The organism is Micromonospora sp. CPCC 205561 (genome assembly GCF_036906775.1).
GTDB lineage: Bacteria > Actinomycetota > Actinomycetes > Mycobacteriales > Micromonosporaceae > Micromonospora.
Genome location: NZ_JBAKHV010000035.1, coordinates 1 through 20,883, shown reverse-complemented (window position 1 = coordinate 20,883; position 20,883 = coordinate 1). Strand labels below are relative to the sequence as shown.

At 75.0% G+C, this 20,883-nt stretch carries 19 protein-coding genes; 6 read left to right on the top strand and 13 right to left on the bottom strand.

Going from position 1 to position 20,883, the window contains the following annotated elements:
• Positions 1-80 precede the first annotated feature (80 nt).
• The 4 genes from V6V16_RS18690 to V6V16_RS18675 form a co-directional block, all read right to left on the bottom strand.
• Entirely contained in the window at positions 81-2,297 is a 2,217-nt protein-coding gene (locus V6V16_RS18690; protein WP_334563763.1) for a transglycosylase domain-containing protein, read from the bottom strand.
• Positions 2,298-2,447: 150 nt separating this feature from the next.
• Positions 2,448-3,245, bottom strand: a complete 798-nt coding sequence (locus V6V16_RS18685) for a hypothetical protein (RefSeq protein WP_334563761.1) — start codon at positions 3,243-3,245, stop codon at positions 2,448-2,450.
• Positions 3,246-3,393: 148 nt separating this feature from the next.
• Complete coding sequence (locus tag V6V16_RS18680; RefSeq protein WP_334563759.1) at positions 3,394-4,500, bottom strand: SPFH domain-containing protein; 1,107 nt, start codon at positions 4,498-4,500, stop codon at positions 3,394-3,396.
• A gap of 4 nt (positions 4,501-4,504) precedes the next feature.
• Positions 4,505-4,978: an NfeD family protein gene (locus V6V16_RS18675; RefSeq protein ID WP_334563757.1), complete on the bottom strand. Its 474-nt coding sequence runs from the start codon at positions 4,976-4,978 to the stop codon at positions 4,505-4,507.
• A gap of 112 nt (positions 4,979-5,090) precedes the next feature.
• On the opposite strand from V6V16_RS18675, the gene V6V16_RS18670 reads away from it, so the two are divergent.
• The gene (locus V6V16_RS18670; protein WP_334563755.1) at positions 5,091-6,407 is read left to right on the top strand and encodes a serine hydrolase domain-containing protein; all 1,317 of its coding nucleotides are present in this window, start codon (positions 5,091-5,093) and stop codon (positions 6,405-6,407) included.
• A 64-nt stretch (positions 6,408-6,471) separates the two neighbouring features.
• Here V6V16_RS18670 and V6V16_RS18665 read toward each other — a convergent pair whose 3' ends face one another.
• Entirely contained in the window at positions 6,472-7,284 is an 813-nt protein-coding gene (locus V6V16_RS18665; RefSeq protein ID WP_334563753.1) for a DUF3097 domain-containing protein, read from the bottom strand.
• 223 nt (positions 7,285-7,507) lie between these two features.
• On the opposite strand from V6V16_RS18665, the gene V6V16_RS18660 reads away from it, so the two are divergent.
• Positions 7,508-8,302, top strand: coding sequence for a hypothetical protein (locus tag V6V16_RS18660; protein WP_334563751.1), 795 nt, complete (start codon positions 7,508-7,510; stop codon positions 8,300-8,302).
• 7 nt (positions 8,303-8,309) lie between these two features.
• Here the strand turns inward: V6V16_RS18660 and V6V16_RS18655 are convergent, their stop codons facing one another.
• From V6V16_RS18655 to V6V16_RS18645, 3 genes are all read right to left on the bottom strand, one after another.
• Positions 8,310-9,089 (bottom strand): HAD-IIA family hydrolase, encoded by a 780-nt coding sequence (locus V6V16_RS18655; RefSeq protein WP_334563749.1) that lies wholly within the window; start codon positions 9,087-9,089, stop codon positions 8,310-8,312.
• Positions 9,090-9,138: 49 nt separating this feature from the next.
• Positions 9,139-10,200 (bottom strand): ferrochelatase, encoded by a 1,062-nt coding sequence (locus V6V16_RS18650; RefSeq protein ID WP_334563747.1) that lies wholly within the window; start codon positions 10,198-10,200, stop codon positions 9,139-9,141.
• A gap of 144 nt (positions 10,201-10,344) precedes the next feature.
• On the bottom strand, positions 10,345-11,307 hold the full coding sequence (locus tag V6V16_RS18645; protein ID WP_334563745.1) for an ArsR/SmtB family transcription factor: 963 nt from the start codon (positions 11,305-11,307) through the stop codon (positions 10,345-10,347).
• 283 nt (positions 11,308-11,590) lie between these two features.
• Between V6V16_RS18645 and V6V16_RS18640 the strand changes: the two genes are divergently transcribed.
• Positions 11,591-12,829, top strand: a complete 1,239-nt coding sequence (locus V6V16_RS18640) for an MFS transporter (protein WP_334563743.1) — start codon at positions 11,591-11,593, stop codon at positions 12,827-12,829.
• A 199-nt stretch (positions 12,830-13,028) separates the two neighbouring features.
• On the opposite strand, the gene fabI is transcribed toward V6V16_RS18640, so the two are convergent.
• The 5 genes from fabI to V6V16_RS18615 form a co-directional block, all read right to left on the bottom strand.
• Positions 13,029-13,796 (bottom strand): enoyl-ACP reductase FabI, encoded by a 768-nt coding sequence (gene fabI / locus V6V16_RS18635; RefSeq protein ID WP_334563741.1) that lies wholly within the window; start codon positions 13,794-13,796, stop codon positions 13,029-13,031.
• 33 nt (positions 13,797-13,829) lie between these two features.
• The gene (gene fabG / locus V6V16_RS18630; RefSeq protein ID WP_334563739.1) at positions 13,830-14,534 is read right to left on the bottom strand and encodes a 3-oxoacyl-ACP reductase FabG; all 705 of its coding nucleotides are present in this window, start codon (positions 14,532-14,534) and stop codon (positions 13,830-13,832) included.
• Positions 14,535-15,170: 636 nt separating this feature from the next.
• Positions 15,171-16,121, bottom strand: coding sequence for a VWA domain-containing protein (locus tag V6V16_RS18625; RefSeq protein WP_334563736.1), 951 nt, complete (start codon positions 16,119-16,121; stop codon positions 15,171-15,173).
• Positions 16,118-17,122 carry a DUF58 domain-containing protein gene (locus V6V16_RS18620; RefSeq protein WP_334563734.1) on the bottom strand — a complete coding sequence of 335 codons (1,005 nt, stop codon included), beginning with the start codon at positions 17,120-17,122 and terminating at the stop codon, positions 16,118-16,120. Before V6V16_RS18620 ends, V6V16_RS18625 begins: the two co-directional genes overlap by 4 nt.
• Complete coding sequence (locus V6V16_RS18615) at positions 17,101-18,207, bottom strand: AAA family ATPase (RefSeq protein WP_334563732.1); 1,107 nt, start codon at positions 18,205-18,207, stop codon at positions 17,101-17,103. Before V6V16_RS18615 ends, V6V16_RS18620 begins: the two co-directional genes overlap by 22 nt.
• 277 nt (positions 18,208-18,484) lie before the next feature.
• On the opposite strand from V6V16_RS18615, the gene V6V16_RS18610 reads away from it, so the two are divergent.
• The 3 genes from V6V16_RS18610 (at position 18,485) to V6V16_RS18600 (ending at position 20,857) form a co-directional block, all read left to right on the top strand.
• Positions 18,485-18,715, top strand: coding sequence for a hypothetical protein (locus V6V16_RS18610; protein WP_334563729.1), 231 nt, complete (start codon positions 18,485-18,487; stop codon positions 18,713-18,715).
• A gap of 22 nt (positions 18,716-18,737) precedes the next feature.
• Positions 18,738-19,277, top strand: a complete 540-nt coding sequence (locus V6V16_RS18605) for a PH domain-containing protein (RefSeq protein WP_334563727.1) — start codon at positions 18,738-18,740, stop codon at positions 19,275-19,277.
• A 68-nt stretch (positions 19,278-19,345) separates the two neighbouring features.
• A complete protein-coding gene (locus V6V16_RS18600) occupies positions 19,346-20,857 on the top strand; it encodes a PH domain-containing protein (RefSeq protein ID WP_334563725.1) in 1,512 nt (503 codons plus the stop codon).
• Positions 20,858-20,883: the final 26 nt, after the last annotated feature.

Below are 20,883 nucleotides of genomic sequence, written 5' to 3'. Positions count from 1 at the left end.
CGCCGCGGCCGTCCCGGCCCGGCGGAGGCGGGCGTGACTCGGGGTCTTGCGGCCGGTCGCGCGCTGCGCGCCGTCCGCCGTCAGCCGCGGCGCTCCAGCCAGCGTCGCAGGTCGGACAGGCGCTGATCGTCCGAGGGCGCCGGCCGTCGCTCCTCCGCCGGCCGGCGTGGTTCGACCGGCGGGCGCTCCACCGGGCGGCGCGGGTCACCGACCAGTTCGCGGCTCGGGGCCGTGAAGGCCCGCTCCGGCTCGCCGTCGACGGCGGTACGGATGACCCGGGCGACCGCGTCGATCACCCGCGCCTGCACCGCCGCGCCCACCGGGTCCGTCGGGTCGTCCGGGTTGGCGGCGATACCGGCCACCGCCACCTGCGGGGTGAAGCCGACGAACGTCTCGGTGGCGTTCCGCTCCGAGCTGCCGGTCTTGCCGGCCACCGGTCGACCGTCGAGGATCCGGTTCACGGAGGTGGCCGTGCCCCCGTCGCACTGCCCGGACGCGGACTGCTGACCGACCGGGCAGCGCGCCGCGTCGGTGGCGGCGCGGGCCACGTCGGCGTCGAGCACACGTCGGCAGGACGGGTCGCCGACCGGCACCCGCTCGCCGTCCGGAGCGGTCACCGAGACCACCGGCAGCGGCGCGCAGTACGTCCCCTCGGCAGCCACTGTGGCGTACGCGTTGGCGAGGTCGAGCGGGGTGGTGGCGGTCACGCCGAGCGTGAACGAGCCCCAGTCGGCGGCGTCGTCCTCGGCGAAGGCGGCGTCGGCGTCGGCGCGGAAGGCGATGCCGAGGCGCTTCGCCATCTCGACCACCTTCTCCTGCCCGACCTGCTCGGCCAGCCAGACGAAGTAGGTGTTCACCGAGCGGCCGAACCCGTCCCACATCATCCGGTAGCCGTCCATCCAGGCCGGGTTGGCGTTGGCCGGGCACCACCGGCCGTCGCAGCTCCCCTCGCCCTCGGCGGCGTACCGGGTGGGCAGCCGGCTGGGCGCGTCGAAGCCGGTGGCGAGCGGCCTGCCGGCCTCCAGTGCGGCGAGCATGGTGAAGAGCTTGAACGTCGAGCCGGCCTGGTAGCCGTCCACGCTGTCGCCGCCGGAGATCAGCGGGTTGACGGTGTTGGGGCGGTTGGCCTGCCCGTCGGGGTTGGCGTCGAGGCTGTAGTGCCGGTTGACCGCCATCGCCAGCACCCGGCCGGTGCCCGGCTCGACGGCGGCGATCGGCAGGGCGCGCTCGTCGTCGTAGGAGTAGACGCCGGTGGCCTGCTTCTGCGCGGTGGCCTGGACCTGCGGGTCCAGCGAGGTCACCACGGTGTAGCCGCCGCGGCGCAGCGCCTGCTCGCGGTCCTCGGCGGTGGCGCCGAACGCCGGCTGCGCGAGCCACCACTGCCGCAGGTAGTCGCAGAAGAAGCCCCAGTCGTCGTGGCCCCCGGCGACGGCGGTGCAGCCGTTGGGCTGCGCGGTGGGGCGCAGCGTCAGCTTCTCGGCCCGGACCCGCGCGGCCTCCTCGGCGCCGATCGCGCCGGTGGAGACCATCGAGTCGAGCACGTAGCCGCGCCGCTCCAGGGCCGCGTCCGCGTCGCCGTCGATCGGGCTGTACGCCTCCGGCGACTGCACCAGGCCGGCGAGCAGGGCCGCCTCGCCGAGAGTGAGGTCCGCCGGGGACTTGGCGAAGTAGCGCTGGCTGGCCGCCGCGATGCCGTACGCCCCGGAGCCGAAGTACGCGATGTTCAGGTACCGGTTGAGGATCTCGTCCTTGCTCAGGCGCTGTTCCAGCGCCGTGGCGTACCGGATCTCCTGGATCTTGCGCCCGACGGTCTGCTCGGTGGCCGCGGCGCGCTCCTCGGCGGTGCGGCCGGGATCGGTCTTGAGCACGTTGCGGACGTACTGCATGGTCAACGTGGAGCCGCCCTGCTGGCCGCCGCCGGAGACGTTCGACACCAACGCCCGCAGCAGGCCGCGCAGGTCGGCGCCGCCGTGGTCGTAGAAGCGCCGGTCCTCGGCCGCCACGATCGCCTGCCGCATCACCGGGGCGATCTCGTCGAGCGGCACGTCGGTGCGGTTGACGTCGTAGAACGTGGTGATCAGCGTCCTGCCGTCGTTGGCGTAGAGGTAGGAGCGTTGCGGCGTGACCGGGGTGCGCAGCGCCTCGGGCAGCGCGGCGTACGACCCGACCGCGGCCTTGGCGGCGAACCCGAGCAGCAGGTTTCCCGGCAGCGCGGCCACCGCCAGGACCAGGCCGGCGAGCACGCCGGCCAGCAGCACGGTGAACAGCCGCGACAGCGGCGGGCGGGGTGGGGCCATGGTCCCCAGGATTGCCACGGGAGCGGCCGAACGACCAGCCCCGCGGCCCTGTTGTCAGCAACTTCACCGCCCACTACCAGGGGTTCTTCACCCCAGTCGCCCCACGGGCACCGGCCGGCCCGGCAGCCCCGGCCGCCCCGCGGAGACGGGTCAGGTGGGCAGAGGGCCGTTCGGACCGGGCGCGGCCGGGGCGGGGGTCGCGAGGCTCGCGCTCGCGGCGTCGCGGGCGATGTCCCGGGGCACCAGTCGGCCCGACCGGTAGCCGATGCCGATGCCGGCGATCAGCACGAAGATCGCGCCGAAGGTCTGCAGCGAGCCGATCAGCGCGCCGCCCAGGCCCAGCAGCGGGGCCGCGATCATCAGCATCGCGCCGTCGCCGATGCTGAACATCCCGGAGCGGGCCACCGCCCAGCCGGTCGACAGCCAGCCCAGGCTGTAGCAGGCGGCGCCGAGAAGCACGAGCGTGCGGGCGGTGGTGCCGAAGACCGGGGTCTGCTCCGCCAGCCCCGCGAACGGCAGCATGAGCACCGTTCCGGCGATGGAGACGAGCAGGCCCGCGACGGCCGCGCGGCGGCTGCGGGCCGCCGCCAGCAGCCCGGTGAGCGCCAGCAGGGCGAGCAGGCCGAGCCAGACGGCCGCCACCCAGCCCACCAGGTAGAGGGGCCGGCCGTCGGCCGGGTACGGGTCGTTGCCCACCCCGCCGTCGCTGGCCATCGCCACCAGGGCGTAGAGGACGGCGTACGCGGGGAGCAGCCACACCGCGCCCCGGGCGAGCCGGCGCAGCGACCAGGCCCAGCTGGCGTTCGTGGCCGGCCCGATCGGCGTCGGCTCGACGAACGGCAGCACCCCGAACCCGCCGCCCGTGCGCCGGCTGCCGAGCGGTCCGGAAGGATCGTGCGCACCGGGGACCGGGGCCGAGGACCGTGCCCGCTTCGCCGGATCGTTCATGCGTCACCTCGCTCGTCCGACGAGCGGTGCGGGACGCGCCGGGGCGCCCCGATGCCTGCTCACCGCCCGTCCTAGGACCGATGGTGGCAGGCGACGGAGCGCCCCATGAGTGTTTCTCGCATTTCCGGGCGGCCGGCGCCCGGGCCGGTCAGCCCCGTTCGCGCTGGTTCGCCGGGTCGCGGAGCAGGCTCGCCGGGGAGACCGGCTCCGGTGCCGGCAGCCCCTGCGGCTTGCCGCCGGAGGCCTGCGCCTCGGCGACGCGTACCTCGTCGTGGATCTGCTGGGCGGCGGCCGCGGCGGCCCGTGCGGCCTCGGCCGCCTCGCGTTCCACCGCGCTCGCGCTGTCGGCCGCCTCCGGGGCCGGCTCGTCGCCGACCATCCGGCTCAACCCGCCGAGCGCGCCGCCCATGCCCTCCAGCGCCTTGGTCAGCTCGGCCGGCACGATCCAGACCTTGTTCGCGGTGCCGCTGGCGATCTGCGGCAGGGCCTGGAGGTACTGGTAGGCGAGCACCTTCTGGCTCGGGTTCGCCTGGTGGATCGCGTCGAACACCGTCCGGATCGCCTTCGCCTGACCCTCGGCCTGGAGGATCCGGGCCTGCCGGTCACCGTCGGCGCGCAGCACCGCGGACTGCTTCTCGCCCTCGGCGGTGAGGATCTGCGACTGCTTGTGCCCCTCGGCGGTGAGGATCGCCGCGCGGCGGTCCCGCTCGGCGCGCATCTGCTTCTCCATCGAGTCGCGGATGCTCGCCGGCGGCTCGATCGCCTTGATCTCGACCCGGGTGACCTTGATGCCCCACCGGCCGGTCGTCTCGTCCAGCACGCCGGACAGGTGCCGGTTGATCTCCTCGCGGCTGGTCAGCGCCCGCTCCAGGTCCAGCGACCCGATCACGTTACGCAGCGTGGTGACGGTGAGCTGCTCGATCGCCTGGAGGAAGTTCGAGATCTCGTAGGTGGCCCGGACCGCGTCGACGACCTTGAAGTAGAGGACCGTGTCGATCGAGACGACCAGGTTGTCGGAGGTGATCACCGGCTGGGGCGGGAAGCTGACCACCTGCTCACGCATGTCGACCTTCGTACGCACCGCGTCGACGAACGGGACCAGGAGGTTCAGCCCCGGGTTGAGGGTGCGCTTGTACTTGCCGAGCCGCTCGACCACGTCCTGGCGCTGCTGCGGCACGATCCGCACCGCCTTGGCCAGGGTGATCACCGCGATCAGCGCCACGGCTATCAGCAGGACCGGGATCACAAGTTCCATGTACTCACCTTTTCGCTTCGGGTAGCTCGCCGGAAGGGGAAATGTCGTCCCGCCACACCAGGGCGGTAGCACCCCGCACCTGGATCACCTGCACCCGTTCGCCCGGGTCGAAGTGCTGGCTCGCGTCGTAGGAGCGGGCCTGCCACAGCTCGCCGTCGATCTTCACCATGCCCTGCCCGGCGTCGACCTGCTCCAGCACCAGCGCCGTGCTGCCCTCGATCGCCTCCACGCCGAAGGGCCGCTCGCCGCTCTCAAGCGCGGAGCGGCGGTGCCTGCGCAGCGTGGGTCGTACGCCCAGCACCGTCAGCGCCGACACCCCGGCGAAGACGATCGCCTGCACCTCGACCGGGGCGCCGAGCGCCGCCGCTCCCGCGGCGGCCAGGGCCCCGACCGCGAACATGATCAGAAACAGCGTCGTCGTGAAGATCTCGGCGACCGCCAGAACGACACCCAAAACGATCCACAGCACGGCGTCCACCCCCCGATCGTGACACGTCAGAGCACGTGGAGCCCACTCGCGAAGATCAGTAGGCTCGGCGGCACGCCGGCGGCCCACCCCGACGGCGCCGGAATCCCCCCGAGGAGGGCCCGTGTCCCTGTTGCCCGAGACCGCCCGCCAGGTCGACGCCCTCGTCGCCGAGGCGCAGTCCGCCGGCCGTACGCCGTCGCTGGTGATCGGCGTGGTGCGCGACGGCGCGCTGACGCACCTCGCCGCCGCCGGCGAGCACCCACGCCCCGACGCCGACCTCCAGTACCGTCTCGGGTCGATCAGCAAGACCATGACCGCCACCCTGGTCATGCAGGAACGCGACGCCGGCCGGCTGGCCCTGGACGACCCGCTGGAGAAGCACCTGCCCGGCACCGGCGTGGGCGCGCTCACCCTGCGGCAGTTGCTCGGGCACGCCAGCGGGCTGCAACGCGAGCCCGAGGGCCCGTGGTGGGAGCGCGCCGAGGGCGCCGATCTGGCCACCCTGCTGACCGGGGTCGGCGCCGAGAAGATCGCCTACCCGGCACACCGCTCCTACCACTACTCCAACCTGGCGTACGGGCTGCTCGGCGGGGTGCTGGAGCGACTCACCGGCACCGGTTGGGCCGAGCTGCTGCGCCAGCGCGTGCTGGAGCCGCTCGGCATGCGGCGTACCACGTACGCGGCGACCGAGCCGTTCGCCCGCGGCTACGTGGTGCACCCCTGGCACGGCACGCTGCGGGAGGAGCCGCGTACCGACACCGGGGCGATGGCCCCGGCCGGGCAGCTCTGGTCCACCGCCGAGGACCTGGCCCGCTGGGCGGCCTTCCTGGCCGACCCGGCGCCGGAGGTGCTGGCGGCGGGGACGCTGACCGAGATGTGCGTTCCGGTGGCGATCAGCGACCTCGACTCGTGGAACGGCGGGCACGGCCTCGGGCTGGAGCTCTACCGGCGGGGCGAGCGGGTGTACGTCGGGCACGGCGGCTCGATGCCCGGCTACGTGGCCGCCCTGGCGGTGCACCGCCCGTCCCGCACCGGCGTGATCGGCTTCGCCAACTCGTACGGCTTCCGCACCGGTGGGATCGGCGGCCTCGCGCTACGGATCCTCGACACCGTGCTGGACGCCGAGCCGGCGTTCCCGCGGCCCTGGCGGCCGGCGGCCGCTGCCCCGCCCGCCGAGGTCGCCGAGATCACCGGCCGGTGGTGGTGGATGGGTGCCTCGCTCGACGTCACCTGGGACGCGACCGAGGGCGAGCTGGTCGTTCACGTACGCGGCGAGCGGGTGAGCGTCTTCGTCCCGGAGGGGCCGGACCGCTGGCGGGGTCGCACCGGCCCGGAGAACGGCGAGATCCTGTCGGTGCTGCGCGACGGGGCGGGACGGGCGGCGGCGCTCGACGTCGCCACCTTCGTCTTCACCCGCACCCCCGACCAGGAGCCCTGAGCGCCCGGGGGCCGGGCCGGGCGGCCCGGCCCCCGGCTGCGCGCCGGCCCCGCCGCGGCGGCGCTCAGGCCGGCTCGGTGACGAAGTCGATCAGGCGCTCCATGGCGTTGATCAGCGGGGTCTCCACGTCGGCGAAGCTGTCGACCCGGGAGAGGATGTGCCGCCACATGTCCGCCGGCTCGGCGACGCCGAGCGCGGCGCAGACGCCCTCCTTCCACGGTCGCCCCGGCGGCACCACGGGCCACGCCGGGATGCCCAGCGCCGCCGGCTTCACGGCCTGCCAGACGTCGACGTACGGGTGCCCGGTGACCAGCACGTGCGGGGAGGTCACCTTCGCGACGATCCGGCTCTCCTTGGAGCCGGCGACCAGGTGGTCGACGAGCACACCGAGGCGGCGGCCGGGGCCGGGGGCGAAGTCGCGCACCTCGGCGTCGAGCGCGTCGATGCCGTCCAGCGGCTCCACCACCACGCCCTCGACGCGCAGGTCGTCGCCCCAGATCCGCTCGACCAGGGCGGCGTCGTGGATGCCCTCCACCCAGATCCGGCTGGCCTTGGCGACCCGGGCACGTACGCCGTCGACGGCGATCGAGCCGGAGGCGGTGCGTCTGCGCGCCGCCGGCGCCGGGACGCGGGTCGGCCGGCGCAGCGTCACCGGCTCTCCCTCCAGCAGGAACGCCGCCGGCAGCAGCGGGAAGTTGCGTCGCCGGCCGTGCCGGTCCTCCAGCACCACCGCCCCGGCCTCGAAGCCGACCACCGCCCCGCAGAAGCCGGAGTCGGCGTCCTCGACCACGAGATCCGGCTCGGCGTCCACCTCGGGGGTGACCTTCCGCCGCCGCCACTCCCCCGCCAGCACATCGTCGCCATACCGCCGCCCCATGCCGATCAAGCTAACCGCCGGCCCGCACCCCCGCATCCGACACGCCGCCGCGCCCCGTTCCCTTCACCGCGCCCCAGGCCCGCCGCGCGACCACGCGGTCGTGGCGGCCCGCAAAGGGGCGGGCACCGACGATCCGAGCACCGCCCCAGCATGATCGGCGGGGCGGCGGACGGGCGGGGCGGCAGTCGAGACAGGGGCGGCGATGACCACGTACCCTTTCGGCATGTCCACCCCCGCAGCGGGCGCGGCCACACTCACACCGCGCCGGTCCAGCCGGTTCGTTGCCTGGGTGCGCGCGTGGCGCGCCGGGCTGGTGCCCTTCGACGAGGTCGCCGACGCCGTCGCCGGCGACGAGGAGCACCTGGTCGCCGACGCGCCCGGCACCTGGACCGACGTCCCGCTGCCGCAGGCGCTGCCCACCCTCGCGAAGCTCTCGCCCGACGAGATCCGGCTGGTGCTGCCCGCGCCCGGCGACCCGCGCGGGCTGCCCGGGCCGGGCGACTTCGCCGGCGCGGCGCTGCTCGCCGGCGAGGCGGTCGTCGCCGGGTCCCTCGGCCTGATCCCGCACGTGCGCACCCACACGTCCGGCTCCGGCGACACCTTCGAGACGGTGCTCTGGCGGGTCTACCCGCTGCCGGCCGACGCCCCGGCCGCCTCGCTCGCGCTGCCCGGCGCGGCCGAGGCCGAGGCCGAGCTGGCGGCGGCCCTGCACGACACCACCGCCGCGCTGACCCGTCTCGACGTCGCCCAGTGGCGGCCCGAGCTGGCCGGGGCGCTGGAGGCGCTGCGCCGGCCGGACGGCGCCACCGACCTGCCGCCCGGGTTCGACCCGCGGGCCCGGCGGCTCTTCGCCCGGGCCGCCGTGCTCGACCGGGTGCTGGCGCTGGCCGGGCACGCCGCGCCGGGGGGCGCCGTCAACAACTACGAGGCCCAGCAGCGCGACGCCGCGCTGCGCCCGCTGACCACCGCCTGCCGGCAGGCCCTCGTGGCCGCCTGCAACGCCCCGCTGCGTCCCTGAGCGCGGTTCAGATCTCGTCGACCAGGTCGGCGACCGAGTCGACGATCCGCGACGGGCGGTACGGGTAGCGCTCCGCCTCGGCGCGGCTGCTGATCCCGGTCAGCACCAGGATCGTCTCCAGCCCGGCCTCCAGCCCGCAGAGGATGTCGGTGTCCATCCGGTCGCCGATCATCGCGGTCGTCTCGGAGTGGGCGTTGATGGTGTTCAGCGCCGAACGCATCATCATCGGGTTGGGCTTGCCGACGAAGTACGGCTCCACCCCCGTCGCCTTGGAGATCATCGCGGCGACCGAGCCCGCGGCCGGCAGGGCGCCCTCCATCGAGGGGCCGGTCACGTCGGGGTTCGTGCAGATGAACCGGGCCCCGTCGTTGATCAGCCTGACCGCCTTGGTGATCGCCTCGAAGCTGTAGGTGCGGGTCTCGCCCAGCACCACGTAGTCGGGGGCGAAGTCGGTCAGCACGTAGCCGGCCGCGTGCAGCGCCGTGGTCAGCCCGGCCTCCCCGATCACGTACGCGGTGCCGCCCGGGCGCTGGTCGGCGAGGAACTGGGCGGTGGCCAGCGCGGAGGACCAGATCGCCTGCTCCGGCACGTCGAGGCCCATCCGGCCCAACCGGGCCCGCAGGTCCCGGGGCGTGTAGATCGAGTTGTTGGTGAGCACCAGGAACGGCTTGCCGGAGGCGCGCAGCCGGGAGACGAACTCCGGCGCGCCGGGCACGGGCTCTCCCTCGTGCACCAGCACGCCGTCCATGTCGGTCAGCCAGCTCTGCACCGGCTTGCGGTCCTGCATCGTCACTCGTTCCGGGGGTGTCGGGTCGCCGGCGGGGCCGGCACGGCGGTCAGGAGGCCGGGTTCCCGGTGGCCGGGGCGGCGGCGGGGCGGCGGGGCGGCACGCAGCACACCGTGGGGCAGGTGTCCCACATCGGCAGCTCGCCGAGGCGGCGACGCGGGGCGACGCCGTCGGGCCCGGTGCGCTCCAGCACCAGCTCGCGGACCATCGCCACGAACCGGGGGTCGGTGCCGGGCGTGCCGGCCCGGACGAAGTCCAGCCCGAGCTGCCGGGCCGTCTCCGACGCCTCGGTGTCCAGGTCCCACACCACCTCCAGGTGGTCGGAGACGAACCCGATCGGGCTGACCACCACGGCGGTGGTGCCGGCCTCGGCCAGCGTACGGAGGTGGTCGTTGACGTCCGGCTCCAGCCACGGCACCTGCGGCGGGCCGGAGCGGCTCTGCCAGACAAGATCCCAGGGCAGCTCCGGGGCGGCCGCCGCGTGCACCAGCCGGGCGACCTCCGCGAGCTGCGCCTCGTAGCGGCCACCGTGCGGGCCGGCGCTCGCGGCCATCGAGTTGGGTACGGAGTGCGCGGTGAAGACCAGCCGGGCGCCGTCCCGCCTCGCGGGGTCGAGCCGGCCGAGCGCCGCCCGCACCGCGTCCGCGTGCGGCTCGACGAAGCCGGGATGATCCCAGAACTGGCGGAGCTTGTCGATCAGCGGGGCGTCCGGGCCGACGGCCGCGCGGGCGGCCGCGATGTCCTCCTGGTACTGCCGGCAGGAGGAATAGCCGCCGAAGGCGCTGGTCACGAACGCCAGGGCGTGCGTGACGCCGTCGTCACGCATCCGCGCCACCGTGTCGGCGAGCATCGGGTCCCAGTTGCGGTTGCCCCAGTAGACCGGCAGCTCCACGCCGTTGGCGGCGAAGTCCTCCCGGACGGCCGCGAGCAGCTCTCGGCACTGCTGGTTGATGGGCGAGACGCCACCGAAGTGCTGGTAGTGCTCGGCCACCTCCGCCAGCCGCTCCGGCGGCACCCCCCGGCCCCGGGTCACGTTCTGCAGGAACGGCATCACGTCCTCGGGCCGCTCCGGGCCACCGAAGGACACCAGCACCACCGCGTCGTACGCCATGGCCCCATTCTCCCCCGGTGGGCCCGCCCGCCGGGCGAGGCCCCCGGTCCCGGTGCCGGGAAGGGCCCCGCGCCGCCCGGAGGGGCGGATCCCGGCGGTCGACGCCGCCGGCTCGCCGGCCTCGCGGTGCTCCGGCACGGGGTCTCACAGTTGGTCGGTCCTGGTGGCGAGGTCATCGCCTCGGGCGGTGCGGTAGTAGAGGACCGTGCGGCCGGTACGGCGGCGCTGGACCAGGCCCGCGTCCAGCAGGACCCGCAGGTGACCGCCGACGGTTCCGAGGCCGTACCCGGTGACGGCGCAGAGCTGGCTCGGGGTCTTCGAGGTGTCGAGGTGCGTCAGCACGAGCGCGCGCACCGGCCCCACCAGCCGGCTCAGCGCCGACGGTGCGACCGTGACGGCCGGATCGGCGAGGAAGCCCGCGCAGGGGTAGACCACCACGTAGCGGTGCGGCGCGTCCAGGCAGATCCAGCCGTCGCGGGACAGCGTCGGTACGAAGGAGAGCCGCGCGCCGGTCAGGTCGACGGGCGCGTGCGCGTACGCGTTGACCTGTAGTCTTCCCTCACCCGCCCAGCGCATGTCCGGCCGCATGCCGGGGAGCGCGGCCGCCCAGCCGCCCGTGGCGAGCTGGTGGGAGCGGGCGACGATGTCCGCCTCCAGCAGCCGTCGCCGGTGCGGCCAGTCCCGGCGCACCGCCAGCTCCCACACCCAGGTGAGCAGGTCCGCCGTGCGGTCGATCAGGTCCGGGCCGCGCAACACGTCCGGAATCGGTACGCCCTCCACCCGCAGCTGGGCTCGGGCGTCGCCGGGCGTGGTGGCGCGCAGCCGGGTCAGGTCGCCCTCGAAGGTGCCGTCCCCGTCGTCCGGCGGTGTGACGAGGAAGTCGGCCACCCAGCGCGGGCGCAGCGTGGCGGCGGTCAGCGCGGCGGCGAACCGGTCCTCGCGGAGTCGTCGCCGGTAGACGGGCGCGTAGCGGTCGAGCCAGGGACGCTGCGCCGGATGCGTGCCCCTGCCCGCGAACGCCTTCATCGCCGCGACGGTCTCGATCAGCGGGGAGACCGTGAACCGGCTCGACGCCAGCACGTCGGCGCCGACCAGCCAAACTCCCACCCGTACCCCCGCGGTGTGACGTTTCGTGTGGAGACGAAAAGCTGTCGCCGACACGTCGGCCGGCAGCAGACTGCCGCTCGTGCCAACCTACCCAGACCCCTTCACCACCCGGTTCACGCCGGTGCTCCTCGCATCCTCCGCGAACGCGGCCGCGGGCACCGGATCCGCCGTCGCGTCCCGCGCACCGGTGGGTTCGGACGCCCGCTGCTCCTGACGCTCGGCGTCGCCCGGGTTCGGGGTCGGGTGGTGTCGGTGACAGGCATCGAGATCGGACGGGACACAGTTGCGAAGTGAGCGCACGCGCTGGCTGATCCTGGTCGTCGGCATGCTGGCGATGATCGCCGGCAGCACGTTCCAGTACGGGCTCGCCTACCTGATCCCGGCGTTCCTGGATCAGGGCCTCTCCCTGGCACAGACCGGCCTCCTGGTCGCCTGCCCCACCGCCGGCGTGATGCTCACGCTCATCGCCTGGGGCGCCGCGGCCGACCAGTGGGGCGAGCGCGTCGTGCTGTCCGCGGGCCTCGGGACGGCCGGTCTCATCCTCGTCGCCGCCCAGTGGGCGCACGGCACGGCGAGCCTGGCCGTCTGCCTGGCGCTGGCCGGTGCGGCGGGCGGCTCGGTGCTGGCGAGCGGGCGGTTGATCCTCGGCTGGTTCGCCCGACACGAGCGCGCCCTGGCGATGGGGATCAGGCAGAGCGCGCAGCCGATGGGCCTCGCGCTCGCCGCGGCCACGCTGCCCGCGCTCGCCGCCGGTGGCATCGGCGGGCCACTGTCGTTCCTCGCCGCGTTGTTCCTGGTGGCGGCGACCGCGGCAGTCGTGTTCGTACGCGATCCGGAGCCGCGGGCGTCCGCCACCGGCCAACAGGCACGCGGCCAGCGGTCGACCTCGGCGTCGCCCTACCGCACCTCCAGCCTGTGGCGCATCCACGCCGCCAGCGCGCTTCTCGTGGTCCCCCAGTTCACGATCACCACCTTCGCGCTGGTGTTTCTCACCGACGCCCGCGGCTGGGCTCCCCTCGCCGCCGGGCACCTGCTGGCCGGCGCGCAGCTGTGCGGCGCCCTCGGCCGCCTCGGGGCGGGCTACTGGTCTGATCGCACCGACAGCCGGCTGAGGCCCATGCGGATCATCGCGGTCACGACCGGTGCGGCGATGCTGGCGCTGGCCGCCGCCGCGGCGGCCGGGTCGGGCCTGGCCGTACCCGTCCTGCTGTTCGTGGGGGTGGTGGCGGTGAGCAGCAACGGCCTGTCCTTCACCGCCGTGGCCGAGTACGCGGGATCCGCGTGGGCCGGCCGCGCCCTCGGCGTCCAGGCCACCGGCCAGAACGTGCTGACGGCCGCCACTCCGCCGGTTCTGGCCCTGGCGGTCGGCACGGCGGGCTTCGCACCGAGTTTCGCCGTGGTGGCCGCGTTCCCCCTCGTCGCGGCGCTGCTCGTGCCGGTCGCCGCCGAGCGGAGCGCGATCGCCGTACAGACCGGCCGGGCCGACCCGGCAGGCGAGGCGGCGCGGGACATCCGTTCGTAGCGGGCCGCGCCGCCTGCACGGACGACCGCGGCCGGGCGGTGCGGCCACCCGCCGGTGACGCGGCGTCCGGAGAGGATCCGCTCATCCGCGCGGTCGCTGTTACGCGGGTCCGCCGAGGGCCGGCGCGGACGCGGCGGTGGCGGGTGCCGCGACGGTCCCCGGCGCTCGGGAGGTGTCGGCCAGGGACCCTCGCCGCGGATCAGGCGCCGAGGGCGTGGTAGCCGCCGTCGACGTGCACGATCTCGCCCGTGGTGGCCGGGAACCAGTCGGAGAGCAGCGCCAGGCAGGCCCGTGCGGCCGGCTCCTGGTCGGTCAGGTCCCAGCCCAGCGGCGCGCGCTCGGACCAGGCCTGCTCGAACTGCTCGAAGCCGGGGATCGACTTGGCGGCCATGGTGCGCAGCGGCCCGGCGGCGACCAGGTTGCTGCGGATGCCCCGCTCGCCCAGGTGCAGCGCCAGGTACCGGGAGGCGGACTCCAGCCCGGCCTTGGCCACGCCCATCCAGTCGTAGACGGGCCACGCCTTGGTGGCGTCGAAGGTCAGGCCGACGACCGCGCCGCCGGCGGACATCAGCGGCAGCGCGGCCATGGCCAGCGACTTGTAGGAGTACGTGGAGACGTGCAGCGCGGTCGCCACGTCCTCCCAGGGGGCGTCGAGGAAACCGCCGCCGAGGCAGCTCTGCGGGGCGAAGCCGATCGAGTGCACGACGCCGTCCAGGCCGTCCACGTGCTCGCGCACGCGCCCTTCGAGCCCGGCGAGGTGCTCGGCGCTGGTCACGTCCAGCTCGATCACCGGGGCGGGCTCGGGCAGCCGCCTGGCGATCCGCTCCACCAGGGAGAGCCGGCCGTAGCCGGTGAGCAGGACCTGCGCCCCGTTCTCCTGGGCGAGCTTCGCCACGGAGAAGGCGATCGAGGCGTCGGTGATGACGCCGGTGACCAGCAACCGCTTACCAGCGAGCAGTCCGGACATGCGGGATTCCTCCGTAATATCGGTGACCGTTTGTCAGTGACCCATGCCGAGGCCGCCGTCGACCGGGATGACGGCGCCGGAGACGTAGCCGGCGGTCTCCCCGGCCAGCCAGGTGACCGCGGCCGCGACCTCGTCCGGCTGGGCGAACCGGCCGGCGGGGATGACCTTGCGGTACTCGGTCTTGCGGTCCTCGGGCAGGCCGGCGGTCATGTCGGTCTCCACGTAGCCCGGCGCCACCACGTTGGCCGTGATGTTCCGGCTGCCCAGCTCGCGGGTGATCGAGCGGGCCACGCCCACCAGGCCGGCCTTGCTCGCCGCGTAGTTGACCTGGCCGGGTCCCCCGTAGAGGCCGACCACCGAGGAGATGAAGATCATCCGGCCCCACTTCGCCCGGAGCATCTTGCCCGAGGCGCGCTTGGCACACCGGAACGCGCCGGTCAGGTTGGTGTCGAGCACCCGGGTGAACTGCTCCTCGGACATCCGCAGCAGCAGCGTGTCGTCGGTGATCCCGGCGTTGGCGACCAGCACCTCCACCGGCCCCAGCTCGGCCTCGATCGCGGTGAACGCGGCGTCGACCGACGCGGTGTCGGTCACGTCGCAGCGGACCCCGAAGAGCCCTTCGGGCGCCTCGCCGCCGCGGTGGGTCACCGCCACCCGGTCGCCCTGCGCGGCGAAGGCCCGCGCGATGGCCAGGCCGATCCCCCGGTTGCCGCCGGTCACCAGGACGGTACGGGCCACAGGTTCCCCCTCTGATCAGTGATCTCCGGTCGGTCGGAGCCTAGGCGTTACCGGCAGGTAAGCGCTAACGCCGGGCAGGACCGGGCCGGTGGGTGTCGCCGCCCGCCGGCGGCGGCCCCGCCCGTCGGAGGAGGCCCGTCCGACCGCTCGGCCGAGTGCGGCCGCGGCGACCGGCGGGTGTACGATGATCCGCGTTCGCGGGCCCCCTGGCCCGCGCTCCGGGCCCCGCCGACCGCAGGAGGTGATCGCTGTGCGAGATAGCGATCCTCCCAGTCGTGGCCGGGCCGAACGTCAGCCCCGCTGAGCCACGACTCAGCAGGTGAGCTGACCCAGCTCCGCTCCCCGCCTCCGCCCCGTCGACCGGCCCCCGCGCCGGGTGACCGGGCCGCGCCGCCCGCCGCCCGGGCGGCCCGCCGGGAGCCGCCCGGTCACGACTTCGTGTGCGCGTCCTGATCCACCCCCTGCGGTCCGCCCCCCGCACGCGGACCGTCCAGCCGCCACCCGGAGCCGCCCATGAGCCGCCCCGTGGCCCGGCTGGCCTCCCCCCTCGCGGCCGTCGGGGTGGCCGTCGTCTTCGTCCCCCCCGGCGGCGGCGCCCACTGCCCGCCGCCGCCCGCCCCGCCCCCCCCCCGCGGCTCAGAGCATCCGCGAGGACCACAGCAGGTTGAGCGCGCCCGCGCAGAGCGCCAGCAGCAGGGCGACCCCCGCGTACCAGTGGGTGACCTCGCGGGGCTCCGTGCGGAACCCGATCGAGCTGCCCATGTCCTGGTAGACCTGCTTCAGCTCGGTCACCGAGGCCGCCTCGTAGAAGTAACCCTCGGTGGCCTCGGCCAGGTCGGCCAGCGCCAGCCGGTCCACCGGCACCCGTTGCAGCTGGCCGCCGATGTCCACCTGGCCGGAGTCGGTGCCGAACGCGATGGTGGAGACCGGCACGTTCGCCGCCTGCGCGGCCGTGGCCGCCTCCTCCACCGAACGCCCCGAGGTGCGGTAGCCGTCGGAGAGCAGCACGATACGGGCCGGCGGGATCCCCGCCGCGCCGTCGGCCGGCACCGACCGGATCGCCTCCAGGCAGGTGAAGACCGCCTCCCCGGTCGCCGTCGCCTCGGCCAGCACCAGCCCGTCGATCGCGCTGGTCACCGCCGCCCGGTCCTTGCCCGGCGGCACCAGCACGTTCGCCGACTTGGCGAAGGAGACCAGCCCCAGGTTGTAGCTCTCCGGCAGTTCCCCGACGAACTGCTTGGCGGCCTCCTGCGCCGCCTCCAGCCGGTTCGGCGCCACGTCGTCGGCCTGCATGGAGAGCGACACGTCGATCGCGAGCATGACGGTGGCCCGCTCCAGCGGCTCCCGGGTGTCGATCGACGGACGGGCCAGCGCGGTCGCCAGCACCAGCAGGCAGAGCAGGAACGCCGTGGCCGGCACGTGCCGGCGCCAGCCCAGCCCCTTCGGCGCCAGGGTGCGCAGCAGGTCCACGTTGGTGAACCGCACGGCGTACGCCCGGCGGTGCAGCTGCCGCCAGACGTAGAGCGCGGCGAGGGCGAGCACCGGCAGCACGGCCAGCAGCCACCACGGTTGCATGAAGCGGATCATCGTGTCGTCCCCCTGGTGCGGGCGTGCCGCTGCGCGGCCACGAAACGCACCATGTCGAGCAGCCAGTCTCGGTCCGTACGCAGCCGCAGGTGGGCCGCGCCCGCGCCGCGCAGCGCGGCGGAGATCTCCGCGCGCTGGGCGGCCGCCGCCTCGGCGTAGCGCTGCCGCAGCCGCGGGTCGGCGGTCTGCACCTCGTGCAGCTCCCCGGTCTCCGGGTCGACCACCGGCAGCACCCCGACGTCGGGCAGCTCCAGTTCCCGGGGGTCGACCACCTCGATCGCCAGCACGTCGTGCCGCACGCGCAGCTTGCGCAGCGGCCGGGCCCACCCGTCGGCGGGGGCGAGGAAGTCGGAGATCACCACCGCCACGCCGCGCCGCCGGGGCGGCCGGTTGAGCATGTCGACCAGGGTGCCGAGGTCGCTGCGCCCGGGGCGGATCTCGGTGCCGGCGATCGCCCGCAGCAGCCCCTGGGCCTCCTTGCGCCCGGAACGCGCGGGCAGCCGGGTGAACACGTCCGGGCCGGCGACCGGCGCCGCGGCGCGCCACCGCCGGGCCGGCGCGCTCGTGCCGCCGCCGCTGCCGATCACCGCGCCGATCCGGTTGCCGCCCCGGACGGTCAGGTGGGCCAGCGCCGCCGCGGCCGCCACCACGACGTCGCGCTTGAGCCACCGGCCGGTGCCGAAGTCCAGGCTGGCCGAGAGGTCCACCGCCAGCCACGTCTCCAGTTCCCGGTCGGCCACCGTACGCCGGACGTGCGGCGTCGTCGTGCGGGCGGTGACGGGCCAGTCCATCCGGCGTACGTCGTCGCCGGGCCGGTACTCCCGGGACTCCCCCGCCTCGCTGCCGGGCCCGGGCAGCAGGCCGGCGTAGTCGCCCTGGAGCAGGCCGTCGAGTTTGCGGGTGACCATCAGTTGCAGCCGCGACAGGACGGCCTCGTTACGGTCGGAGGGGACGTCGGCGGGCCGACGGGCGGGTGAGGTCACGGGCGGTGCCCGGGCCAACCGGCGCCGGGCGGCGCGGCGGTCGGCGTTGCGGTGGCCTGCTGCCGGGGCGCGACCGAGGGCAGCGGGATGGTGGACATCACCCGGTGCACGACGTGGTCGGCGGGCACGTCGTCGGCGAGCGCGTCGTAGCTGAGTACCAGCCGGTGGCGCAGGATGTCCGGCGCGATGTCCTGCACGTCCTGCGGCAGGGCGTAGTCCCGGCCGCGCAGCAACGCCAGCGCGCGGGTGGCCCGGACCAGCCCGAGCGAGGCGCGCGGGCTGGCGCCGTACTGGATGAGCTGGGCGACGTCCGGCATCCCGTGCTCCGCCGGGGCCCGGGTGGCCAGCACCAGCCGGACCGCGTAGTCGACCAGGGCGTTGTGCACGAAGACCTGGTCGGCCTTGCGTTGCAGGGCGATCAGCTCGGGAGTGGTGAAGACCGGCGACGGTTCCGGCGGGGCGACCCCCATCCGGTAGACGATCTCCCGCTCCTCGGCGTCGGTGGGGTAGCCGACGACGATCTTCATGAGGAAGCGGTCCCGCTGGGCCTCCGGCAGCGGGTAGACGCCCTCCTGCTCGATCGGGTTCTGCGTCGCCATCACGAGGAACGGCTCGGGCACCCGGTGGCTCTCGCCGCCGATGGAGACCTGCCGCTCGCTCATCACCTCCAGCAGCGCCGACTGCACCTTGGCAGGCGCCCGGTTGATCTCGTCGGCGAGCAGGAAGTTGACGAAGACCGGGCCCAGCTCCACGTCGAACTTCTCGCTCGACTGCCGGTAGATGCGGGTGCCCATGATGTCGGCCGGCACCAGGTCGGGGGTGAACTGCACGCGGGCGAAGGAGCCGCCGACCACCTTCGCCAGCGTCTCCACCGCGAGGGTCTTCGCCACCCCCGGCACGCCCTCCAGCAGGCAGTGGCCCCGGGCGAGCAGCGCGACGAACATCCGCTCCACCATCCGGTCCTGCCCGACGATCACCCGCTTGATCTCGAACAGCGCCCGCTCCAGCAGGGTCGCGTCCTCGGCCGGTGTGGTCACCGGCTCGGATGTCTCCGGGCCCGTCCCGTTCGGGGTCGGGGCGTCGGGCGTGGTCGGCTGGGCCACCGGTCCTCCACAGCATGATCGGGTGTCGCGCGGCGTGATGCGTATCAAGACTCGCATGCCCGGCTGAGTGCCGAGGTGGGGAGAAGCCGATTTTCGCCGCGCCGTCCCCGGGGGCCGGATCGTGGACCCGCCACGCCGCGCCGCGTCTCGAAATCGCCGCTCGCGGCTGGACAGGGACGGGTGCGGCGCGTGTACCATTCACCCCGTCGCCGGGCGGCTCCCCCCGTGGCCGCCCGGCGCTCAAACCTCCGGCGCCGCCCGCCCTAGACTGGGGCCGATGAGCTCCCCCCTCCCCGCCGACGAGCCGTTGATCTGCTCGTCCCGCGGATGTCGCGCCCCCGCCCGGTGGGCGCTGCGGTGGAACAATCCCCGGCTGCACGACGCCGACCGGCGCAAGATCTGGCTCGCGTGCGCCGAGCACCGCTCGACCCTGGGGAGCTTTCTCGACGCCCGCGGCTTCCTCCGGGAGGTCGTACCGGCGCCCGGATCGCCTACGCTCGAAGGGTGAGCGCGCACAACGGATTTCCCCGGTGAGCGGTGACGGGTCCGCCGGCCCGCCGCCGGCGCCACCCCTCCCGCCGGCGGGCCCTCTGGAGCCGTGGCCGGACACCGTCCGCTGGCAGTCGATCTCGTCCGACCTGATCTGGGTGGAGCTGATCCGCCTGGCGATGGTGCTGGGCGTCCTCGCCCTCGGGCTGGGCGTCGGCTGGGCGCTCAGCGGCAGCGGCCTGCTCGGCGTGGCGCTCGGCGCGGTGCTCCTGCTGGGCGCCCTGCGCGTCGCGACGATCGTCCGCGCGGTACGCGCCTGGGGCTACGCCGAGCGCGAGGACGACCTGCTGGTCCGGCACGGGCTGCTGGTGCGGCGGCTCTCCATCGTGCCCTACTCCCGGATGCAGTTCGTGGACGTCAGCGCGGGGCCGCTGGAGCGCGCGTTCAAGCTGGCCACGGTGCAGTTGCACACGGCGGCGGCGGCGAGCGACGCCCGGGTGCCGGGGCTGCGCCCGGCGGAGGCGTCCCGACTGCGCGACCGGCTCACCGCCCTGGGCGAGGACCGGGCGGAGGGACTGTGAGCGACCCGGCCGGCCGGGCCCCGGACCGACCGGGGCCCCCGGCGGAGCAGGGCCTCCGAGCCGACCCGATGGAACCGACCGCCGGAGCCGATTCGGCGTTACCGACCGCCCGCACCGGCCCGGCGGAACCGACCGCCGGCACGGGCCCGGTCGAGCCGACCGCCCGCACCGGCCCGGTCGAACCGGTGGCCCCGCTCGGTGCGGCGGGAACGGCAGCCCCGGCCGGCGCGGCGGGATCGCCGGCGTCGACGGCCCCGCAGGGCGTCGAGCCCCGCCAGCGGCTGCATCCGCTCAGCCCCGCCCTGCACGGCGCCAAGTCCCTGGTCGTGGTCATCGCCGGCCTCTCCTGGTCGACGCTGTCGCGGGTCGGCTTCGGCTGGTTCGCCGTGATGGCGGCGGTGCTCGCCCTGGGCGCCACCGTGCTGGCCGTGGTGAGCTGGTACTACACCGGTTACCACGTGGTGGGCCGCGAGCTGCGGGTGTACGAGGGCCTCCTCTGGCGGCGTACCCGGGCGATCCCGTTGGAGCGGCTCCAGGCCGTCGAGGTGGTCCGCCCACTGCTCGCCCAGCTCACCGGTCTGGCCGAGCTGCGGCTGGAGGTCGTGGGCGGGGGCAAGACCGAGGCGCCGCTGGCGTACCTCGGCGTCGCCGACGCCGCCGCGCTGCGCCGGCGGCTGCTCGCCCTCGCCGGGCGGACGGCGGCCGAGGTCACCGCGCCGTCGCCGGCCGGGGTGGACGCGGGCCCCGCGGAGTCGCCGGAACCGCCGCCCGGCCGGCCGCTGCACACCGTCGGCAACAACGACCTGCTGGTCAGCCAGCTGCTGACCCCGCAGGCGTTCATGATCCCGTTCGGCGTGGCGTTCGTGGTGGCACAGTTCCTCTCCGAGGACTCCTGGTCGTTCGTCGCGGTGGCGAGCACCCTCACCGCCATGGCGGGCGTGCTGCTGCAACCGGTGCGCCGGGTGCTCGACGACTGGAACTTCCGGCTCGCCCGGGACGGGGGCACGCTGCGGATCCGCAACGGGCTGCTGGAGACCCGCGCGCAGACGGTGCCGCTGGACCGGGTGCAGGCCGTCGGCGTCACCTGGCCGCTGCTGTGGCGGGTCAAGGGCTGGCTGCGGCTGCGGCTGGAGGTGGCCGGCTACTCCGCCGGCGAGGCCGACGAGCGCAACCGGCCGGACCGACTGCTACCCGTGGGCGACCTGCCGACCGGCGAGGCGATCGTCGCCGAGGTGCTGCCCGGGGTGCGGCTGGCCGCGCTGCCGCTGAGCGCGCCGCCGACTCGGGCCCGCTGGCTCAACCCGCTCAGCCGGGGTGTGCTCGGCGCCGGGCTCGACCCCCGGGTCTTCGCCGTCCGCTCCGGCCTGCTCGCCCGGCGGCTGGCCCTCGTGCCGTACGCGAGGATCCAGAGCGTGCGGGTGGTGCAGGGGCCGGTGCAGCGGCGGCTGGGGCTGGCGACGGTGCACGCGGACACCGCCGGCGGCGCCGGCGCGGCCGCGCGGGACCGCGACCTGGCCGAGGCGTGGGTGCTGGCGGCGGAGCTGACGGCCCGCGCGCAGGCCGCCCGCCGGGCGGGCTGAGCGCGCCCCGGGCCGGTCAGCGGGCC